The organism is Bradyrhizobium sp. 186 (genome assembly GCF_023101685.1).
Classification (GTDB): Bacteria; Pseudomonadota; Alphaproteobacteria; order Rhizobiales; family Xanthobacteraceae; genus Bradyrhizobium.
The window spans coordinates 10,099,763-10,115,996 of sequence record NZ_CP082164.1 but is presented as its reverse complement, the minus strand read 5'-3'; the positions used below and the strand labels follow the sequence as shown (position 1 = coordinate 10,115,996).

The following is a 16,234-nucleotide window of genomic DNA, read 5'->3' as shown; positions in this document are numbered from 1 at the left end:
CCCTATCAACAGTTTCCAGCCGAGGTCTGCGAGAGGATGAGACGAGATGGAGGTTCGGTCTTCCCGGCGCATGCGAACACTGGTGACCCAAATGGTCCAATCGAGGCCTGTCCGCTAATGAGAACGCACGCGCGCTGATATCCATGATGGCCCAGAGCAAATGCTCCAATCAAAGGCCGGATACATTGATGCAAGACCGCCCACCGCCAGCTCGGCGAAACCACTTGCAACGCACGGCCGGACCATACATCAGGGTCAAAAGCTGCCCTAGCGCCACGGCCGGAGAATGTCTCTCAGTCCCCCGGAAGCGGACGTACTGGAGTTTCGCAGTCCAGTTCACCCCGCGCCTCTAGCGCATCCCGTCAGTGCAGTGTCTGCGCAGCAACACGAATGCTTCGCTCGATTTCGACAAGCGACTTTTCGCGATGGGCTTCGCATTCCACCAGATGCTCCTTGAGGATCATCTCGATGCGCGCGGGATCAGTCCCCGACATCGTCTGAAAGTTCCGAAACTTCTCTTGCTCGTTGCGAATTGCTCGATCGAATTCCCTGCGTGCAAAGTCCAGGGCTGCTTCAATTGTCATGTTGAGTTCCTTGCATTCCGCCCCCGCTTCACGATCAGAGTCCAACAACTGCCATCACCCGGTGTCACGCCTGTTGTGGCGACGTTGCAGTGCCAGAGCGAGCCTCCAAATGTCGTGAGGTCCCCTGGCTTGTACTGCTTGTCCGGGGCGAATATCCCTTTGTAGGAAATCTGCGGTGCCTGCTCCAATTCGGCGATGCGCTTCTCAAGCTTTTTCCGCTCTTCGCGATTGAAGGCGATCGCCGTTCGCATCTCCGTCCAAAGCGCGGCAAACATGCCCATCGATCGGAGGTACTGGCCAAACGTGTACGCGACCGGGACATCCCGCTTGTCGGCCAAACCGTCCGAGAATTGGCACATTACGCTGTCGATGTAGCCAATGGCCGCGCTGCGAAACTGAACGTCGAGATCGTACATGCGCCGCTGGTCTTCGTGGGGCACGGCGTGGAGTTGCCCCTCGCAGAACGCTTTGTATCCTTTACGATGGTCGTCAGAAATCAAGGAAGGTGGAAGTCGCGGGTGCATGGCTAACTTCAGCCTCCTGATCGCAATTCAAGGGCGATTTGGTGCGCGCGCTCGCCGATGAGATATCGGGTGTTGTCGCCGTGCGATGCCATGAACGCCCGCGCGATCTTCATCTCAATAAGTTCAACGCGGGTGAATTTCCGTCCCGTGCCAGACCGGCGCGGACCTGCCGCTTTCAATGCGTTGATCTTGTCTCGATAGAAATCAACGTTGCTCGTGTGTCCGACGGCAAGCGCCCTGCCCAGGCTAATCTCACAACTCCAGAGATCGGCATCTGTTGGCCCCGCGAAAACAACTCCCTGTCTTGCCATTCGGTGCCTTTCAAGAGAACGCACTAACCAACCTAGAAATTAGCAGATAGGTTTCGCCGACGGCGTTACGTGTCACGCCGCAAACGTCACGCTCCGAACTGCTTCCTCGCTGCGAGCGACAAGAAGGCGCGTCCGATTGCGGTCAGGCTTTCGGCATCCCACTCTCCAAGGGTCCCTAGATCTACGAGTTGGTCGGCAACTTGGCCCCTGTCGGCTTCAACCGGCAGAATGCACTTGCCGCGCTTAAGGCGGTCGCGGTACCGGCGCATGCGCTGAGCGGCGGCCGTGGGTGAAAGGTTGGCTCTCATTTTTGGACCTCCCGGGCTAAATGCCGTCAAATGGGGAACCCCCTTCTAGGAATTTGATCCCATCGTATAAGGACCAGCCCGTGCGGTTCCGGGCCGCTTCCTGATTATGTTTCGACTGTCCCCCCGGCCTGCAACGTTGGCCGTCATGATCGCCGCGAAGCGGTTGCACGCGCTTGATCTCGCATCGGCTTCCTTTTTCTTGCCGCGAGTGAGATCAACAGGGTCGAGCCCCGACAGGGGCGATGATCACCCTGTTGATCATCACGGGGGGTATAAGGGGGGTGACACACACAGGGGATCGACAGGTGATAGACAAGGGATCGACAGGGTGATCGACAGGTGACAGAAACCCTTGCGGCGCGGGGCTTACTTGCACATTGCGGCACGCAACAACGCGAGAAACCCGCATTTTCATTGGATGTATGGTGATCGGCAGCCTTCACCGCGTCACCAGACGGGTGGTGCCACGGCATGGCGAACCATAGGGCTGAACGGATATTGCACTGGCCGCGAACAGCCGGCACATGGCGCCTTCAAAGTCGGCCTTCCTGACGCCGTGCTTCCTGGTCTCGGCTTCCTTGGCGAAAGCAGTCGGCGCGTAATTTTTCGAAGCCGCCTTCTCGCTGACATTCCGCCCTTGATCGTTGAACCGGTCCAGCAGCGCCAGGAACAGCCGCTCGGCAGTCTGCTCTTTCGCCATCCTATCGAGCGAGCCGATACCGCCGACCGGCTTGTAGACGCCCTGGTCCCAGCGCAACGCAACGCTTTTGGCGATCGGTCCATAGTTGCTTTTCTTGAATTCGAGCCTTCGCAGGCTCGGATCGGGCTCTTCATCCTTGTCGGTTTTGGCTATGGTCAAATAGGCGCGCGCCCGGACACTGTTGTGCCACCCCGTCGATCCGGAAAGGCCGGTGCCCGAGTTGATGCCGGTCAAGCTCGGGTGGGAATTCACAATGATATAGGCGTTTGCCTGCATCGCGAGCTTGCGCAGCATCCCGACAAACTGGCGAACCTGGGCCCTGTCATTCTCATTGCCCGCGAACACGTCGGCCGACGTATCGATGCCGATCAGCACCGGCTTGATCTCGGTCGCGGCTTTCAGCAGCCGCTCGAACAGCGGCGTCGGCTTCACAATGCCGCTATGGTCCGCATGCCCGAGCACGGCGTCTTCGCCAGCAAACGTCAGCACATGCACGTTGCCCTGCAGATCGGGGAAGTCGGCGCCGTAGTGCCGCAGGATATCGGCCAGCCTGCGGTGAATTTCGTCGGTTTCGTCTTCGGCACCGAAATACAGGTACGGGCCCGGTGTCGGCAGCGTTCCCAGCCAATCGCGGCCCAGCGCATGGGCGACGCCGAGCTGAAGCTGCAGCCAGCGTCTTGCCTACCGCGCCCTCACCCGATAGCAGCGCGACGTTGCGGCGCGGAAAGAGATCGGGCACGCCCCAGTCCCGGGCCGGCACGCCATCGTTGACGCGCCAGGCCGACATGTCGACGAACGGCAGCGGCTCGATGACGCGCTCCGGCGTACCGGCCACCGGCGGCAGCACCGCTTCCGGTTGCCACAGCGGCGCGGCGACGCTGCGGCTCGCCAGCGCATCGGCACCATGGCCCTGCGCCAGCCAGTCGCTGGCGTCGCCGCCCTTCGGCAAGTCGGTGAACGTGACGATCCTGATGCTCTTGGCGATGCCGTGCAGCGCCGTCGCGGCGGCCAATGAATGCAACCGCCCGGCCGCGTCGTTGTCTTCCAGGATCAGCACGTCGCGGCCAGCAAGCGGCGCGGTGCAGCTCGCCGTCCACTTGCCGCTGGCCGCTGTCGTGGCAGTGAGATCAAGCGCGGCGACGTTGTCGGCGTCCTTCTCGCCTTCGCAAACAAACACGGTAGCGTCCGGATACTTGGCGAGATCGGCCAGCCGGTACGGTACGCGGGCAATATCGTCCAGCTTGTAGATCCAGCCGCCGTGGCCGTCCGGCCGCCGCTGCATGAAGGTTTTCGACCCGTCGCCAACGGCAAAGCGCCGCACCTGATAGATCAGCTTGCCGCTGGCGTCGCGATAGTCGTAATCGCAGACGTGCTTCGTCCGCCTTGCCGCCATGTTGATCGGCGGCGGCAAATGCTCGGCGCTGCCATTGCTGGCCTTGCCCTTCGTCGGCTGCCAGGGTCCAAGTCCCAGCTTTTCGCGGACGTAGTCTTTCGCGGCGAGATCATCGCCGCCATTGAAACAATGCACGACAAAGCCGTCCGGCGCGTCGGCGCTGATCTTGATGCACATGCCGCGATCGGCCGGCGAGTGTCCGGGGGCGGGTGCAAGCACCCGCCCTGCGGAGACGTCGCCGCCAACGGCTCGCGCGATCTGATCGATCGACAACATTGGCCTAGCCCCTAGAACGGGATCGAATCGCCCATGTCGCCGTTGCGCTTCGTGCCGGGCTCGGCCCTCGGCTCCGTCGCCGAGATCGGCGTGACGATCACGCCGTCCTGAGGCTTGCCCTGAAACATGACCGGGCCAAGAGCCGCCTCAACGTCCTTGCCGATCCAGTCGTCGCTGTCCGGCCCGAAGGCCCGGATCAGGGTGCGCAAGTTCGTTGCGTTGAGCGACAGCACCTCGCCGCTCTCAAAGACCACGTCGGGCTTGTCGTAACTGCCATCCCGGACAAGTGCGATCCGCAGCGTCAGCGGGCCTTCGCGCACGTCGTCAAGCTTCAAAAAATGTTCGCTCGCGTATTTTCTCATGTCCATGTTCGTCGTGTCCTGTGTGTTTGATGTGGCTTGGGATTGTCTGTTGCTCGCTAGGCCACGGCAGCGGCGCCCTCCTGTCCAAAATTCCACGAGCACGGCATCAGCACGCCGAGCCGATCTCCGCTTGAGATCAGCAGGCGGTCTGCGACGTTAAGGTTGACGGTGTTGGTGCCGAATTCCGTGAGCATGCCCGCGAGCTGCGCAGGCTGCAGAGCGATCCTGGCGCTGCCCTTGGTCTCGGCATCGATGTCGTCGGCGCCATCGCCGGGCTGGCGCGGCAGGCTGACATGCAACGGCGCGCCTTCCGTCCAGGTCAGCGCGATCAGCGGGACGTCGCCGATCGCGATAGCGGTGAGCCGTGTCAACGCGGCCTGCAGCTCGGCGGTATCGACCGTGACGTGGTTCGGCGTCGGCGGCGGCAGGGCCGCCCGGTAATCGGGATAAGTCGCGCCGCCGATCAACCGCGAGGTGATCTCGAACCCCGCGCCGCTCGCGGCGAACAGGCGCGGCGATCGGCGCAGCGTCACCTTGTCGGCCTTGGTCTGTCGGATCAGCCTGGCCAGCGTGGTCGCGGTCTTGCTCGGCACGATCAGCGTGGCATCGTCCGAAAACGCTGCGGCCGGAACGCTATGGCGCAGCAGCTTGGTACCATTGGTGGAGACTGAGAAGAGCCGGCCTTCGACCGTGTGAAGAAAAATTCCACACAAGTAGAACCGGGTCCGCTCGGTATCGGCGGCGGGTGCGACGCCGAGCAAAGCGATGCAATCCTGTCCGCTGATCTGGATGCGGTCGGTCTCGCCGTCCATTGCAAGCGGGACGGGAAGATCGGCTGTCGGCAGGCGGTAGCGCTCGATGGTGACGGCGTTCGTGGTGCCGCTGATGGTTATGGCGGCCCTCGGATCGAAGCCCGAGATCAGGGCGCCGAGCCGATCACCCGAAACCGCAGCCGCGCCTGGTTCGGCGACGTTGCCGGCGACATTAGCCGTGATCGTCATGCCGGGGTCGCTGCAGGCGACGGTGATGATGCCCTCGCCCGCCGTGATCGATACCAAACCATTGCGCTGGCGCGCGGCTGCGGCCAGCGACAGCGCGTTACCGATCGCGGCGGCTGTCGCGGTGAGCTTCATTGCGCGGACTCAAAGACAAAGAAATCCTGATGGCAGGCGGTGCAAACGATGCGGAAGCCGGTGTCGAGCGCTTCCGGATCACAGCCCAAGGCGTGGCCACAAGGACAGCGCGCGCCCTCGACAAGCCGAACAATCATGCGCTTCCGCAACGGCGCCGATACCATGCGAATGCCAGCACTCGGCGGGCATACTTGCGTTTCCAAAGCAGGCTTCATATTTGTGTTCATCATCTGCCTCGTGCTTGTGTGGGGTGGTTGATGGTGATCGTCGTGGTGGTGATCAGCCGTTCTTATTGCGCATCGCGGCGCCGGCGCTTGAGGCGGATTATCTTCCGGCGTCACGCGCGGTCACGCGATCCCGCTGCCATTGCCCTATCTCTGAAGCCGGCCACGCGACGGATTTACCCGCACCGATTTTCACCGGCCGGGGAAAACGCGGCGGATCCTCCGACATCAAATTGTAAATTGTGGATCGGCCTAAGCCAGTGGCGCGCTTGACGGCATCGAGCCGGAGGAACGTGTCGACGACCGGTTCGGCAAATGGGGCTGCCATGTAAATCCTCCACGAATTGCCGGGACGCATCCGGCGCAACGTGGAAAATGACCAAGGACCTATGTCCTCTCTAGCCCCTTTTATTTCGCAATAGGAAGGGGCACTCCAGCTGCCAGAAAGTATCGATCGCCGCGACCGGCGCGAATATCCTTCTCAACTTTGATATAGCTTTTCTCGACCGCCTTGGCGGACGTTCGCGCGGGCGATTGCGCGTCAGCGAGGAGCGCCTCAACACGTTTGAAAGCATCATCGCGAGTTGCCCTTGAGCCGAGCAGCGACTTCCTATTTTCGAGCCAGTACGATGCCCAATTCCACCGGATGTAGTGCTTCGCATCTAACGCGGCGGCGCCGCGAACGCCCCCTGAATACCCCCGGCGGCCTGCCGACTTAGGTTTGCCGCCATACGACTCCATGAGATGGTGGACAATTTCCTCATAGGCCCATTGCGGAAGCGGCCAGTTGTTTGGTCCGCATAGCCTCACGGTGTTGATCAGCGCCGGTTTAAATCCCGCATCCCACGCGCGCTTCATTTCTGCGATCTGGTCGAGAAAGTATTCTTCCGGTTTCATGGCCGCCGCCCGCAGTAAGCGGCCCAATCAGACATCAAGGCCCGACGTTTTTGGAACAGATCGCCCCTTCGATATGCGGCCTCGACCCTGTCAGCGACGACATGCCATAGCGCCGCTTCCGAGACCTCATTCGGGTAGTTGGTCGTTTCCGAGCACCAATCCTTGAACGTGCTGCGGAAGCCGTGAGGCACGTAACCCGGTCGCATTTCGCGCAACAGTTCAAGCATCGCCATGTTGCTCAGCGGCTGGCCCGCCTTGGCCCCGATGAACAGGTACGGGTTACCCTCCTCCCGTGGTAAGGCTTTCAGTATGGCCAGCGCTCGCGCCGACAATGGCACTCGTTTCGGCTTCGAATCCTGACCAGTGATCTTGGCGCCAGTGCGCTCAGCCGGCACCGTCCAAACTCTCGCTTTGACGTCGACCTCCTCCAGCGTCGCCCCGACGGTAGCGCCGGTACGGGCGACGGTGAGGATCGTGAATTCCAGAGCCCGTGCTGTCAGCCCCTTCCGCGCCCGAAGCTCGTTCATGAACCTAGGCAGATCGGGATAAGGCAGCGCCGGATGGTGCTTTACGCGGGCGACCTTCGATCGCTTGGGCAACAAGTGGTCGAGGTGGCCCTTCCACCGCGCCGGGTTCTCGCCCTGCCGGTATTCGCGGACGCGCGCCCAATCTAGGACGCTCTCGATCCTGCCCCGAACGCGGCCGGCGGTCTCCGGCTTGGTGCTCCAAAGCGGCTCAACGATCCCAATGACTAGGCTCGTGTCGACCGTGGCGACGGCCAGAGCCCCAATGGTGGGATACGCATAGGTCTTGAGCGTCGACGTCCACTGTGCCCGGTGCTTCTCGTTGCGCCAGCTGCCCTCGTGGGCCGCGATGTACTTTTCGGCGCACTCGCGGAAGGTGATCAGCTTGGCAGTCGCGGCCTGGTTCTTTAGCCGTTCAAGCCGGCGGGCTTCAATGGGATCCACCCCAGCCAGCAACAGCTTCCTGCAGCCCCGCGCCGCATCCCGGGCCTCTGACAGCGATACGATGTCGACCGGCCCCAGGCCCATTTCCCGGGCCCGCCCTGACAACATGAACCGGAAGAGCCACGACTTGGTTTTAGCCGGGGATACCTGTAAATAGAGCCCGCCTCCGTCAGCATAGCGGCCGGGCTCGCGCTTTCGCGAAACAGTCAGCGGCGTGAGCTTGTTCGTAGCTGGCATTCTTTCCGCCCGGGATTTGGCCCACAAGCCAACCCACAAATCAGACGCGGATTCTGCTGGAAGTCTCCGGACGTGTCCAGACGAAGTTGGTGGAGAAAGTACCGATAAAATGGGCACTTCTTGGACGTTAGCGGACAGTCCCGGAACCGTAGGTTACGGACACTCTCTCCGCCATTTGCACGATTGTGTGCGCCAAACGACGATCTTCTACGATCCTACGCGTTCGAACCGTCCTTGGTCCGTGATAGCGTCGACGCGCGTCCGCGGAACGCGACGCTAAGAATCGCGACTGCCGGCGCGATTGCGACCATGGTCGGCTCGTAGCGCGAGGATCGTGAAGATCGCTTCGGCTCCCCCAGCTGCGCCGAGCGGATGACCCGTTGCCGATTTTGTGGCGCTCACGGCAATCTTTCCCTCGCGGCCGAACATGGCCTTGATCGCTTCCAACTCGGAGACGTCGCCAATCGGCGTCGAAGTGGAATGGGCGTTTAAGATGCTGGATGTCACCGGGCTTGAGGCTGGCCTGCCGCAACGCGCCTTGCATGGCGCGGCGCGCGCCGTCGCCGTCCTCGGGGCCTGACGTGATATGGTAGGCATCGGCCGTCGTGCCATAGCCGACGATTTCGGCGAGCGGTTTGGCGCCTCGGCGGATCGTATGCTCCAGTTCTTCAACGACGAGGATGCCGGCACCTTCGCCCATGACGAAGCCATCGCGGTCGCGGTCGAAGGGGCGGGACGCACGCGCCGGCGTTTCGTTGAAGCTTGTCGAAAGGGCCCGGGCGGCGGCGAAGCCGCCGAGGCTCACCACATCGATGCAGGCTTCCGAGCCGCCGCAAATCGCAGCATCGGCTTCTCCGGCCCGGATGAGGCGTGCGGCATCGCCTATCGCCTGCACGCTGGCGGCGCAGGCGGTGACTGTGTACCGACCGGTCCCTTGAAGCCGTAGCGGATCGAGATATGACCGGCCGCGAGATTTGCGAGGAAGGACGGAACGGTGAAGGGCGAGAGGCGCCTCACTCCGCGCCGATCGGTGGTACGAACCGCCTCGACGATTGCCGGAAAGCCTCCGATGCCCGATGCGATCACGGTTGCGGTGCGCTCCATGGAATACGCGTCTGAAGGAGTCCAGGCTGCCTGTGCAATGGCCTCGGACGCGGCGGCGAGGGCGAACAGGATGAAGCGATCCATCCTCCGCTGATCCTTGGGAGGAACGACCAGATCCGGATCGAAGCCTCCATCTACGTCGTCGACTTTGGTCGGAACGATTCCGGCGACTCGTGCGGGGAGCACAGCTGCCCATTCCGGAAGGGCTGTAAGTCCTCAGCGGGCAGAGAGCAGCCGAGACCATGCCAGCTCAATGCCACAACCCAGCGGTGACACGAATCCCAGTCCCGTAACGACGATGCGACGCATGATCAGATGACCTTCGAGGTCGCTCTCGAGAGAGCCGGGGTTACCGAGTTCTTTCCAAATATCTCGTGGCCGGTTGACCTGACGACGTGAGCGCACGGCTCAACGCAATGCGGTGTGCTCCAGTCCTGCGCATTTTTTATCCTTCCATTGGAACGGTGGCGGAAGCCGAGAAGTTTCCGATATCGCCGCACGACCTTTGAAGCTCTACAGGTGGCAAGAACTAAATAGCGAAAATCGCCCTTCACCGAATTAGCGGCGTTCACGATTGCAATTGATGAACACGGTCATCCGGCGACCCGACCCGCGTCGTTCGGGCCTGGATCCGAAGACCTTCGACTTCGCGCTCAAGCTTTGCGACGCGATCTTCCAGCCTGAACGTGTAGTCGCCGCGCGGATCGTCCATGGCCAGGGCCTCGGCCCAGTCACTCAAGCTCTGCCATAAGCGCTTGAACATCGTTGCGCAATCCTGTGTTTGATCGGTGCGATCATTCCGTCGCTACTATCACGCGAGCCAGCTCCGACGGATTCTCGACAGCTGAGAAGTGGCCGGTATTTTTCAGCGTCACCATCTGCGCGGCAGGGATCAGTGACCGCGTGCGTTCGCGCTCATCTGTTCGAGACCAGTCGCTATCGCCATAAATGAGCGTCACTGGCGCCGAGATCTGCCGATAGTAATCCCGTGCTTTGCTCCAGGATCGCCAGCCAGCCAGCACCTTGCGTGCGATTCGCTTGTATCCCGGGCGGTGGGCTACTTCATCGAACTCAGCGAGCAGATCGGCCGGCAGTTTGCGGGGGTCGTGATATCCACCCCCCATGATCTTGCCGAGGACCATCTTGTTTTCGAGCGAAGCATTGATCGCGCCAAGCACCGGGATCTGCAAACTTCCGATGATGAAATTTGCGAGCCAGTTGCCGCGTCGAATACCGTCTCCATAGCGGGCCTCGTAGTCGTAGGGATTGATCGCATAAACCCGCTTCACGCTCTGTGGAAGCGACGCCGCCACCGTGAGGGCCAATGCGCCGCCTATCGACTCGCCGACGATCGTGACCTCCGAGAGATTAAGCTCCTCGATGAAGCGAATGACGGCCTGCCTGAAGTAGGGTTCGTCGAAGCTCGCGCTCGGATCTATTGGTGAGTGGCCGTGGCCCGGGAGGTCAATGGCGTACACCGTGTGCGATCTGGCGAGGAGGGGCGCAAGACTGCGGAAATATTCGAGCTGCGTCCGGATCGTATGTATGAGGAGCAGCGGAGGCCCGCTGCCGGTTTTTTGAAAACGTACGCTTAGCTTATCCGATATCTTCAGCAAACTTGGTTTGACTTCAGTCATGCTGAGCATTCGATCTCTCCGTGCTTCGAGGGGACGCGCTTTCAAGCGGCGGCGGCGTCGCGAACCTGTTCGGCCGCGGCATCCAAAAGCGCCTGAGCCAGATCAGGGTCGTTGACGACGCGCGATAGCGTCACCGCGCCGACCATCGTCGCGAGAATGGCCATCGCCTTGCCGCGGGAGGCCTCGTCGCCGGTCCCGGCGATGAAGCGGCCGAGCACGTCGAGATGTGCTTTGATTCCCGCTTCGAATTCCGCCTTCACGTCGGGGCCCTGTCGGGCGGCATCTGAGCCGAGTGCCACGATCGGGCAGCCGTCCATCTTTTCTTCGCGATGGTCGCCGCTGAGGTAAAACGCGATCACCGCGCCAAGCGGATCATCAGGATTCTGCGCGGCCGCGTCCGACCATCGGCCGGACGCGCTCTCCAATGCCCGCCTGGATGCCTGCGCCGCCAGGTCCTCCTTCGACGCGAACTGCTTGTAAAACCCGCCTTGGGTCAGGCCGGCACCCTTCATCAAATCCTTAAGGCCGATGCCGTCAAAGCCGCGCTCCCGAAAAAGGCGACTTGCCACATCGATTACGGTTTGGCGGTTTTCCGCAGCCTGAATGCGACTCACTCGCATGTCGTCCTCCGTCCTTTTAGATTGCGTTGGAAATCTATATCAGATATAGAGTTCGAGCGCAATCTATTTTGGATAAGGACATGGTCATGGAAAAGCGAAGACCTATCATTGTGTTAGGGGGCATCCTGATCGCGGCGTTAGCGGCGACCGGGTTCGTTACGCTTCGCACGCAGGAAGCCGCTGCCGTGAGCGACCCGAGGCAGGAACCTCCTGTCGTCAGACTGGTGACGGCAGCGCGGGTGACCGAATCCGAACGCGGCATCACGGGCATCATAGGGGCCCGGGTACAGAGTAACCTCGGTTTTCGCGTCGCCGGCAAAATCGTGGAACGGCTTGTGAATGCCGGTCAGCAGGTCAAAGCCGGTCAGCCGCTAATGCGGATCGACGAAACCGACCTTCGCCTTGCGGTCACGGCGAAGCGCAACGCCGTTGCCGCAGCGCGTGCATCTGTCGTTCAGACCGACGCGGATGAACGGCGATACGCCAACTTGGTCAGCAACGGATGGGCTTCCCGACAGCGTTACGAGCAAGCGAAGGCCGCGTTGGATACGGCCCAGGCGCAACTCGCGACCGCTGAAGCTGATGCAGGGGTCGCCGAGAATGAGGCGACGTACTCGATCCTGTCAGCGGACGCGGACGGAACGGTGGTCGAAACGCTTGGCGAGCCCGGGCAGGTCGTCTCTGCCGGCCAGACAGTCGTTCGGATCGCCAAGGCCGGCCCCCGCGAAGCTGTGGTCGCGCTTCCCGAAACGATCCGGCCAGCGATCGGCTCGGTGGCTGAGGCCAGCGTGTATGGGGCCGATGGGCGGCGCTATACGGCGCGTCTGCGGCAGTTGTCGGACGCCGCCGATGCTCAGACCCGTACCTATGAGGCCCGTTATGTGCTCGACGGTGAGGCCGCGGCAGCACCCCTTGGCGCGACGGTAACCATTCGGCTGGCAAGCCAGGCGAGTCAGCCGGAAATCCAGGTACCGCTGGGAGCCGTGCTCGATGACGGCCGGAAGACCGGCGTGTGGGTCCTGGACAGCGCCACCTCGACCGTACGCTTTCGGCCCGTCAAGCTTGTTCGTGTGACCAGCGAAACCGCCGTGATCTCCGGACTGAGCTCTGGTGATCCGGTTGTTTCGCTCGGCGCTCATCTCCTGCAAGAGGGCGCTCGCGTCAGGACTGCGTCTGAAATCAGGAGCAACTGATGAGCCTCAATCTTCCCGCGATCGCCGTTGGAGAAGTCAAATGCTGTACAGTTACATTGTCAAAAAAGAAATCCGAAAGACCTTCGACCACGTCAACAACCATCGCTGGGATGAAGCGGTGAAAGCAGTCGCGCCGCATGTCCATCACCGCGTTTCCGGCGCCCACGCGCTTGGAGGTGAGCGCCACGACAAAGAAGCCCTGCGCCGCTGGTTTGAGCGCCTCGGCCGAGTCCTGCCCACTCTCCATCTCACGGTCAGCAACATCTGGGTGAAGGGCTGGCCGTGGCACACCATCGTGTTTGCCCAGTGGGACGGCACCGCAACGCTGCTCAACGGCGACGCGTCGTACGTCAACCGTGGTCTCCACGTGTTCACCCTGCGGTGGGGCAGAGTCTATGCACTCGAGGAATTTCAAGATTCACAGGAAGCGGCCCGTGGGCTTGCCGCCCAAGCGGCTGCTGGCCTCAAAGAAGCTGTCGCCGAACCAATTGTAAGCTCCAGAAGCGCAGCCAGAGGCCGCGCTTTTTAGGTAAGCGCGGCTCGGCGCCCACCTGCTGCAGGACGGCGCGAGCGTCAGGACGAACGTCGAGGAAATTAAGAGTCGCCAAATGATGAACCTCAATCTTTCCGCGATCGCCGTTCGCGAACGCGCCATCACCCTGTTCTTCATTCTGCTGATGACGGCCGCAGGCGCCTACGCCTTCCTCATGCTCGGGCGGGCGGAGGATCCATCCTTCACCATCAAAACCTTGACGGTCACGACGGTATGGCCGGGCGCGACCGCGCGCGAGATGCAGGACCAGGTCGCCGAGCCGTTGGAGAAGCGGCTTCAGGAGCTGACTTGGTACGACCGGGTGGAGACGACCACACGGCCAGGTTATGCGTATATGATGGTTACGCTGAAGGACAGCACCCCGCCATCGAGCGTGCAGGAGGAGTTCTATCAGGCTCGCAAGAAGCTCGGAGACGAAGCCCGCAAGCTGCCGCCCGGCGTGCTCGGCCCCTTCGTCAACGACGAATATTCGGACGTGAGCTTCGCCCTTTATGCCCTCAAGGCGAAGGGCATGCCGATGCGGGAACTCGCGAGGCAAGCCGAAACCATTCGCCAGGACCTCCTGCACGTGCCTGGCGTCAAGAAGATCAACATCCTCGGTGAACGTCCCGAACAGATATTCGTCGAGTTTTCCTATGCCAAACTGGCAACCCTCGGCGTGTCAGCACAGGATGTAGTTGCCGCCTTGCAGCGGCAGAACACCGTCACACCGGCAGGCTCGATCGATACCCAAGGGCCGCAGGTCTTCATCCGGGTCGACGGCGCTTATGACAGCGTCCAGGCGATCGCCGACACGCCGATCGTCGCTGTGGGCCGGCCGCTGAAACTCTCCGACATCGCCGAGGTCCGCCGCGGCTACGAGGATCCTCCCACCTACCTTATCCGACACCAGGGTGAGCCCACCATCGCGCTCGCGGCGGTTATGCAGGAGGGCTGGGATGGTCTCGCGCTCGGCAAGGCGCTGAAGGACAGGGCCGCGGCCATCGCAAAGACACTGCCACTCGGCATGACGCTCGACAAGGTGACCGATCAGGCCGTCAATATCAGCTCGGCGGTTGACGAATTCATGATGAAGTTCGCGATGGCGCTCGGCGTCGTGCTGGTAGTGAGCCTGCTCAGCCTCGGTTGGCGGGTTGGCATCGTCGTAGCGGCTGCTGTCCCTCTGACGCTTGCCGTCGTGTTCCTCATCATGCTGGAAACCGGTCGGTTCTTCGACCGCATTACGCTGGGCGCCCTCATCCTGGCGCTTGGCCTCCTGGTGGACGACGCCATCATCGCCATCGAGGTGATGGTGGTGAAAATGGAAGAGGGCATGGACCGCATCAAGGCGGCGGCCTATGCGTGGAGCCACACTGCGGCGCCGATGCTGTCCGGAACACTCGTGACGGTCGCCGGGTTCCTGCCGGTGGGCTTCGCGCGCTCGACGGCCGGCGAATACGCCGGCAACATCTTCTGGGTCGTGGGGTTCGCCCTCATCGTCTCCTGGATTATCGCGGTGGTCTTCACGCCCTATCTTGGCGTCAAGATGCTGCCTGCGATCAAGCCGATCGAAGGCGGTCACCACGCAATTTACGGCACACCCAACTATCGGCGTCTGCGACGGCTCATCACCTTTGCCGTGCGCCACAAGTTCGTAACCTGCGGCATCGTCGCCATCGCTTTCGCGCTTTCCGGCGTCGGCATGGGCGCCCTCAAGCAGCAGTTCTTCCCGACGTCCGATCGTCCCGAGGTGCTGGTGGAGGTTCGCCTGCCGGAAGGCACCAGCATCGGGACGACGACCGCCACAGTCGAGAAGCTCGAACGCTGGCTGCACGACCAGTCGGAGGCTAAGATCGTCACGAGCTATGTCGGTCAGGGCGCTCCCCGATTCTTCTTCGCGATGGCGCCGGAGCTGCCTGATCCGGCCTTCGCCAAGGTTGTCGTGCTTACACCGGACGCGGAGGCGCGCGAGGCATTGAAGCACCGGCTTCGAGAGGCGGTGTCGCAGGGGCTTGCACCTGAGGCCAATGTGCGCGTCACGCAGCTTGTGTTCGGACCCTACACGCCATTCCCGGTCGAGTTTCGCGTCATGGGGCCTGATCCCGCGCAATTGTACGCTATCTCTGAAAAAGCCCTCGGTATCATGCGTGGCGTTCCCGATGTGCGGCAAGCCAACCGCGATTGGGGTAATCGCACACCTGTACTCCGCTTCATCCCGGATCAGGATCGGCTGAACCTCATCGGCCTCTCGCCGGCGGAGGTGGGTCGGCAGCTCCAGTTCCTCCTCACTGGCGTCGCCGTTACGCAGGTCCGCGAGGACATTCGCAATGTCCCCATCATGGCACGCAGCGCCGGCGGCGAACGGCTGGATCCGGCGCGTCTGGCGGATTTCTCACTGATGAGCCGGGACGGCCGCCCGATTCCGCTCGAGCAGATCGGCCATTCGGAAATCCGTCTGGAAGAGCCGATCATGAAGCGCCGCGATCGCACCCCCGTCGTCACCATCCGCTCGGACATCAATGAGACGACCCAGCCTCCAGAGGTTTCCAAGGAGATCATGACGGCCCTTCAGCCGCTGATCGCATCGCTTCCGGCCGGCTATCGCATCGAATTGGGCGGATCGATCGAGGAAGCAACCAAGGCCAATGACGCATTGGCGACGATCTTTCCCGCCATGATCGCCGCCATGCTGGTCGTCGTCATGCTGCAGGTGCGATCTTTCTCGACGATGGCCATGGTCATGCTGACGGCACCGCTTGGCCTTGTCGGCGTCGTGCCGATGTTGCTCACGTTCAACCAGCCCTTTGGTTTCAACGCCATTTTGGGCCTGATCGGACTGGCCGGCATCCTGATGCGCAATACGCTGATCCTGACCGAACAAATCAAGGAGAACCGTGCTACGGGCCTTGACGATTATCACGCCGTCATCGAGGCCACCGTGCAACGCACGAGGCCCGTGATCCTGACCGCGCTTGCCGCCGTGCTGGCCTTCATCCCCCTCACGCACTCCGTGTTCTGGGGATCGATGGCCTATACGCTGATCGGCGGCACGGCCGTCGGCACGGTGCTGATTTTGCTGTTTCTTCCTGCGCTTTATGCCGCGTGGTTCCGGATCAAGCCGACAGCAGATGAGATCCATGAGAATTCTACCGAGGAACCGGAATTGCGATCAGCAATGGCTGCAGAGTAGAGAGCTCTGTCAATTCGACGAATCGTCCGGTCCGAACGGGA

17 protein-coding genes and 1 pseudogene are annotated in these 16,234 nt (G+C 61.8%); 4 read left to right on the top strand and 14 right to left on the bottom strand.

Annotated features, from left to right (window positions below):
* Positions 1-362: 362 nt before the first annotated feature.
* From IVB18_RS48375 to IVB18_RS48320, 12 genes and pseudogenes are all read right to left on the bottom strand, one after another.
* Positions 363-584, bottom strand: coding sequence for a hypothetical protein (locus IVB18_RS48375; protein ID WP_247987069.1), 222 nt, complete (start codon positions 582-584; stop codon positions 363-365).
* The gene (locus IVB18_RS48370; RefSeq protein ID WP_247987068.1) at positions 581-1,000 is read right to left on the bottom strand and encodes a hypothetical protein; all 420 of its coding nucleotides are present in this window, start codon (positions 998-1,000) and stop codon (positions 581-583) included. Before IVB18_RS48370 ends, IVB18_RS48375 begins: the two co-directional genes overlap by 4 nt.
* A 116-nt stretch (positions 1,001-1,116) precedes the next feature.
* On the bottom strand, positions 1,117-1,419 hold the full coding sequence (locus tag IVB18_RS48365; RefSeq protein ID WP_247987067.1) for a hypothetical protein: 303 nt from the start codon (positions 1,417-1,419) through the stop codon (positions 1,117-1,119).
* A gap of 747 nt (positions 1,420-2,166) precedes the next feature.
* Positions 2,167-3,042, bottom strand: a complete 876-nt coding sequence (locus IVB18_RS48360; RefSeq protein ID WP_247991912.1) for an AAA family ATPase — start codon at positions 3,040-3,042, stop codon at positions 2,167-2,169.
* A gap of 1,065 nt (positions 3,043-4,107) precedes the next feature.
* Complete coding sequence (locus IVB18_RS48355) at positions 4,108-4,464, bottom strand: hypothetical protein (protein ID WP_247987066.1); 357 nt, start codon at positions 4,462-4,464, stop codon at positions 4,108-4,110.
* A 50-nt stretch (positions 4,465-4,514) separates the two neighbouring features.
* The gene (locus IVB18_RS48350; protein WP_247987065.1) at positions 4,515-5,591 is read right to left on the bottom strand and encodes a DNA polymerase III subunit beta; all 1,077 of its coding nucleotides are present in this window, start codon (positions 5,589-5,591) and stop codon (positions 4,515-4,517) included.
* The gene (locus IVB18_RS48345) at positions 5,588-5,818 is read right to left on the bottom strand and encodes a hypothetical protein (protein WP_247987064.1); all 231 of its coding nucleotides are present in this window, start codon (positions 5,816-5,818) and stop codon (positions 5,588-5,590) included. Before IVB18_RS48345 ends, IVB18_RS48350 begins: the two co-directional genes overlap by 4 nt.
* Positions 5,819-5,915: 97 nt before the next feature.
* The gene (locus IVB18_RS48340) at positions 5,916-6,143 is read right to left on the bottom strand and encodes an AlpA family phage regulatory protein (protein WP_247987063.1); all 228 of its coding nucleotides are present in this window, start codon (positions 6,141-6,143) and stop codon (positions 5,916-5,918) included.
* Positions 6,144-6,223: 80 nt separating this feature from the next.
* A complete protein-coding gene (locus tag IVB18_RS48335) occupies positions 6,224-6,712 on the bottom strand; it encodes a hypothetical protein (RefSeq protein WP_247987062.1) in 489 nt (162 codons plus the stop codon).
* Positions 6,709-7,917 (bottom strand): site-specific integrase, encoded by a 1,209-nt coding sequence (locus tag IVB18_RS48330; RefSeq protein ID WP_247987061.1) that lies wholly within the window; start codon positions 7,915-7,917, stop codon positions 6,709-6,711. The genes IVB18_RS48335 and IVB18_RS48330 overlap by 4 nt, the downstream gene beginning before the upstream one ends.
* Before the next feature lie 276 nt (positions 7,918-8,193).
* Positions 8,194-8,514: a hypothetical protein gene (locus IVB18_RS51535; protein WP_253076230.1), complete on the bottom strand. Its 321-nt coding sequence runs from the start codon at positions 8,512-8,514 to the stop codon at positions 8,194-8,196.
* Positions 8,487-9,207, bottom strand: a pseudogene (locus IVB18_RS48320) (beta-ketoacyl synthase N-terminal-like domain-containing protein); the annotation flags it as partial. The gene IVB18_RS51535 and the pseudogene IVB18_RS48320, both read right to left, overlap by 28 nt.
* A 397-nt stretch (positions 9,208-9,604) precedes the next feature.
* Here IVB18_RS48320 and IVB18_RS48315 point away from each other — a divergent pair.
* Positions 9,605-9,772 (top strand): hypothetical protein, encoded by a 168-nt coding sequence (locus IVB18_RS48315; RefSeq protein ID WP_247987060.1) that lies wholly within the window; start codon positions 9,605-9,607, stop codon positions 9,770-9,772.
* A gap of 43 nt (positions 9,773-9,815) precedes the next feature.
* Here the strand turns inward: IVB18_RS48315 and IVB18_RS48310 are convergent, their stop codons facing one another.
* Both IVB18_RS48310 and IVB18_RS48305 read right to left on the bottom strand, forming a co-directional pair.
* Complete coding sequence (locus IVB18_RS48310; protein ID WP_247987059.1) at positions 9,816-10,667, bottom strand: alpha/beta hydrolase; 852 nt, start codon at positions 10,665-10,667, stop codon at positions 9,816-9,818.
* 32 nt (positions 10,668-10,699) lie between these two features.
* Complete coding sequence (locus tag IVB18_RS48305) at positions 10,700-11,278, bottom strand: TetR/AcrR family transcriptional regulator (RefSeq protein ID WP_247987058.1); 579 nt, start codon at positions 11,276-11,278, stop codon at positions 10,700-10,702.
* An 86-nt stretch (positions 11,279-11,364) separates the two neighbouring features.
* On the opposite strand from IVB18_RS48305, the gene IVB18_RS48300 reads away from it, so the two are divergent.
* From IVB18_RS48300 to IVB18_RS48290, 3 genes are all read left to right on the top strand, one after another.
* The gene (locus IVB18_RS48300; protein ID WP_247991911.1) at positions 11,365-12,471 is read left to right on the top strand and encodes an efflux RND transporter periplasmic adaptor subunit; all 1,107 of its coding nucleotides are present in this window, start codon (positions 11,365-11,367) and stop codon (positions 12,469-12,471) included.
* Positions 12,472-12,511: 40 nt separating this feature from the next.
* On the top strand, positions 12,512-13,000 hold the full coding sequence (locus IVB18_RS48295; protein WP_247987057.1) for a nuclear transport factor 2 family protein: 489 nt from the start codon (positions 12,512-12,514) through the stop codon (positions 12,998-13,000).
* An 82-nt stretch (positions 13,001-13,082) separates the two neighbouring features.
* Positions 13,083-16,193, top strand: a complete 3,111-nt coding sequence (locus IVB18_RS48290; protein ID WP_247991910.1) for an efflux RND transporter permease subunit — start codon at positions 13,083-13,085, stop codon at positions 16,191-16,193.
* Positions 16,194-16,234 lie beyond the last annotated feature (41 nt).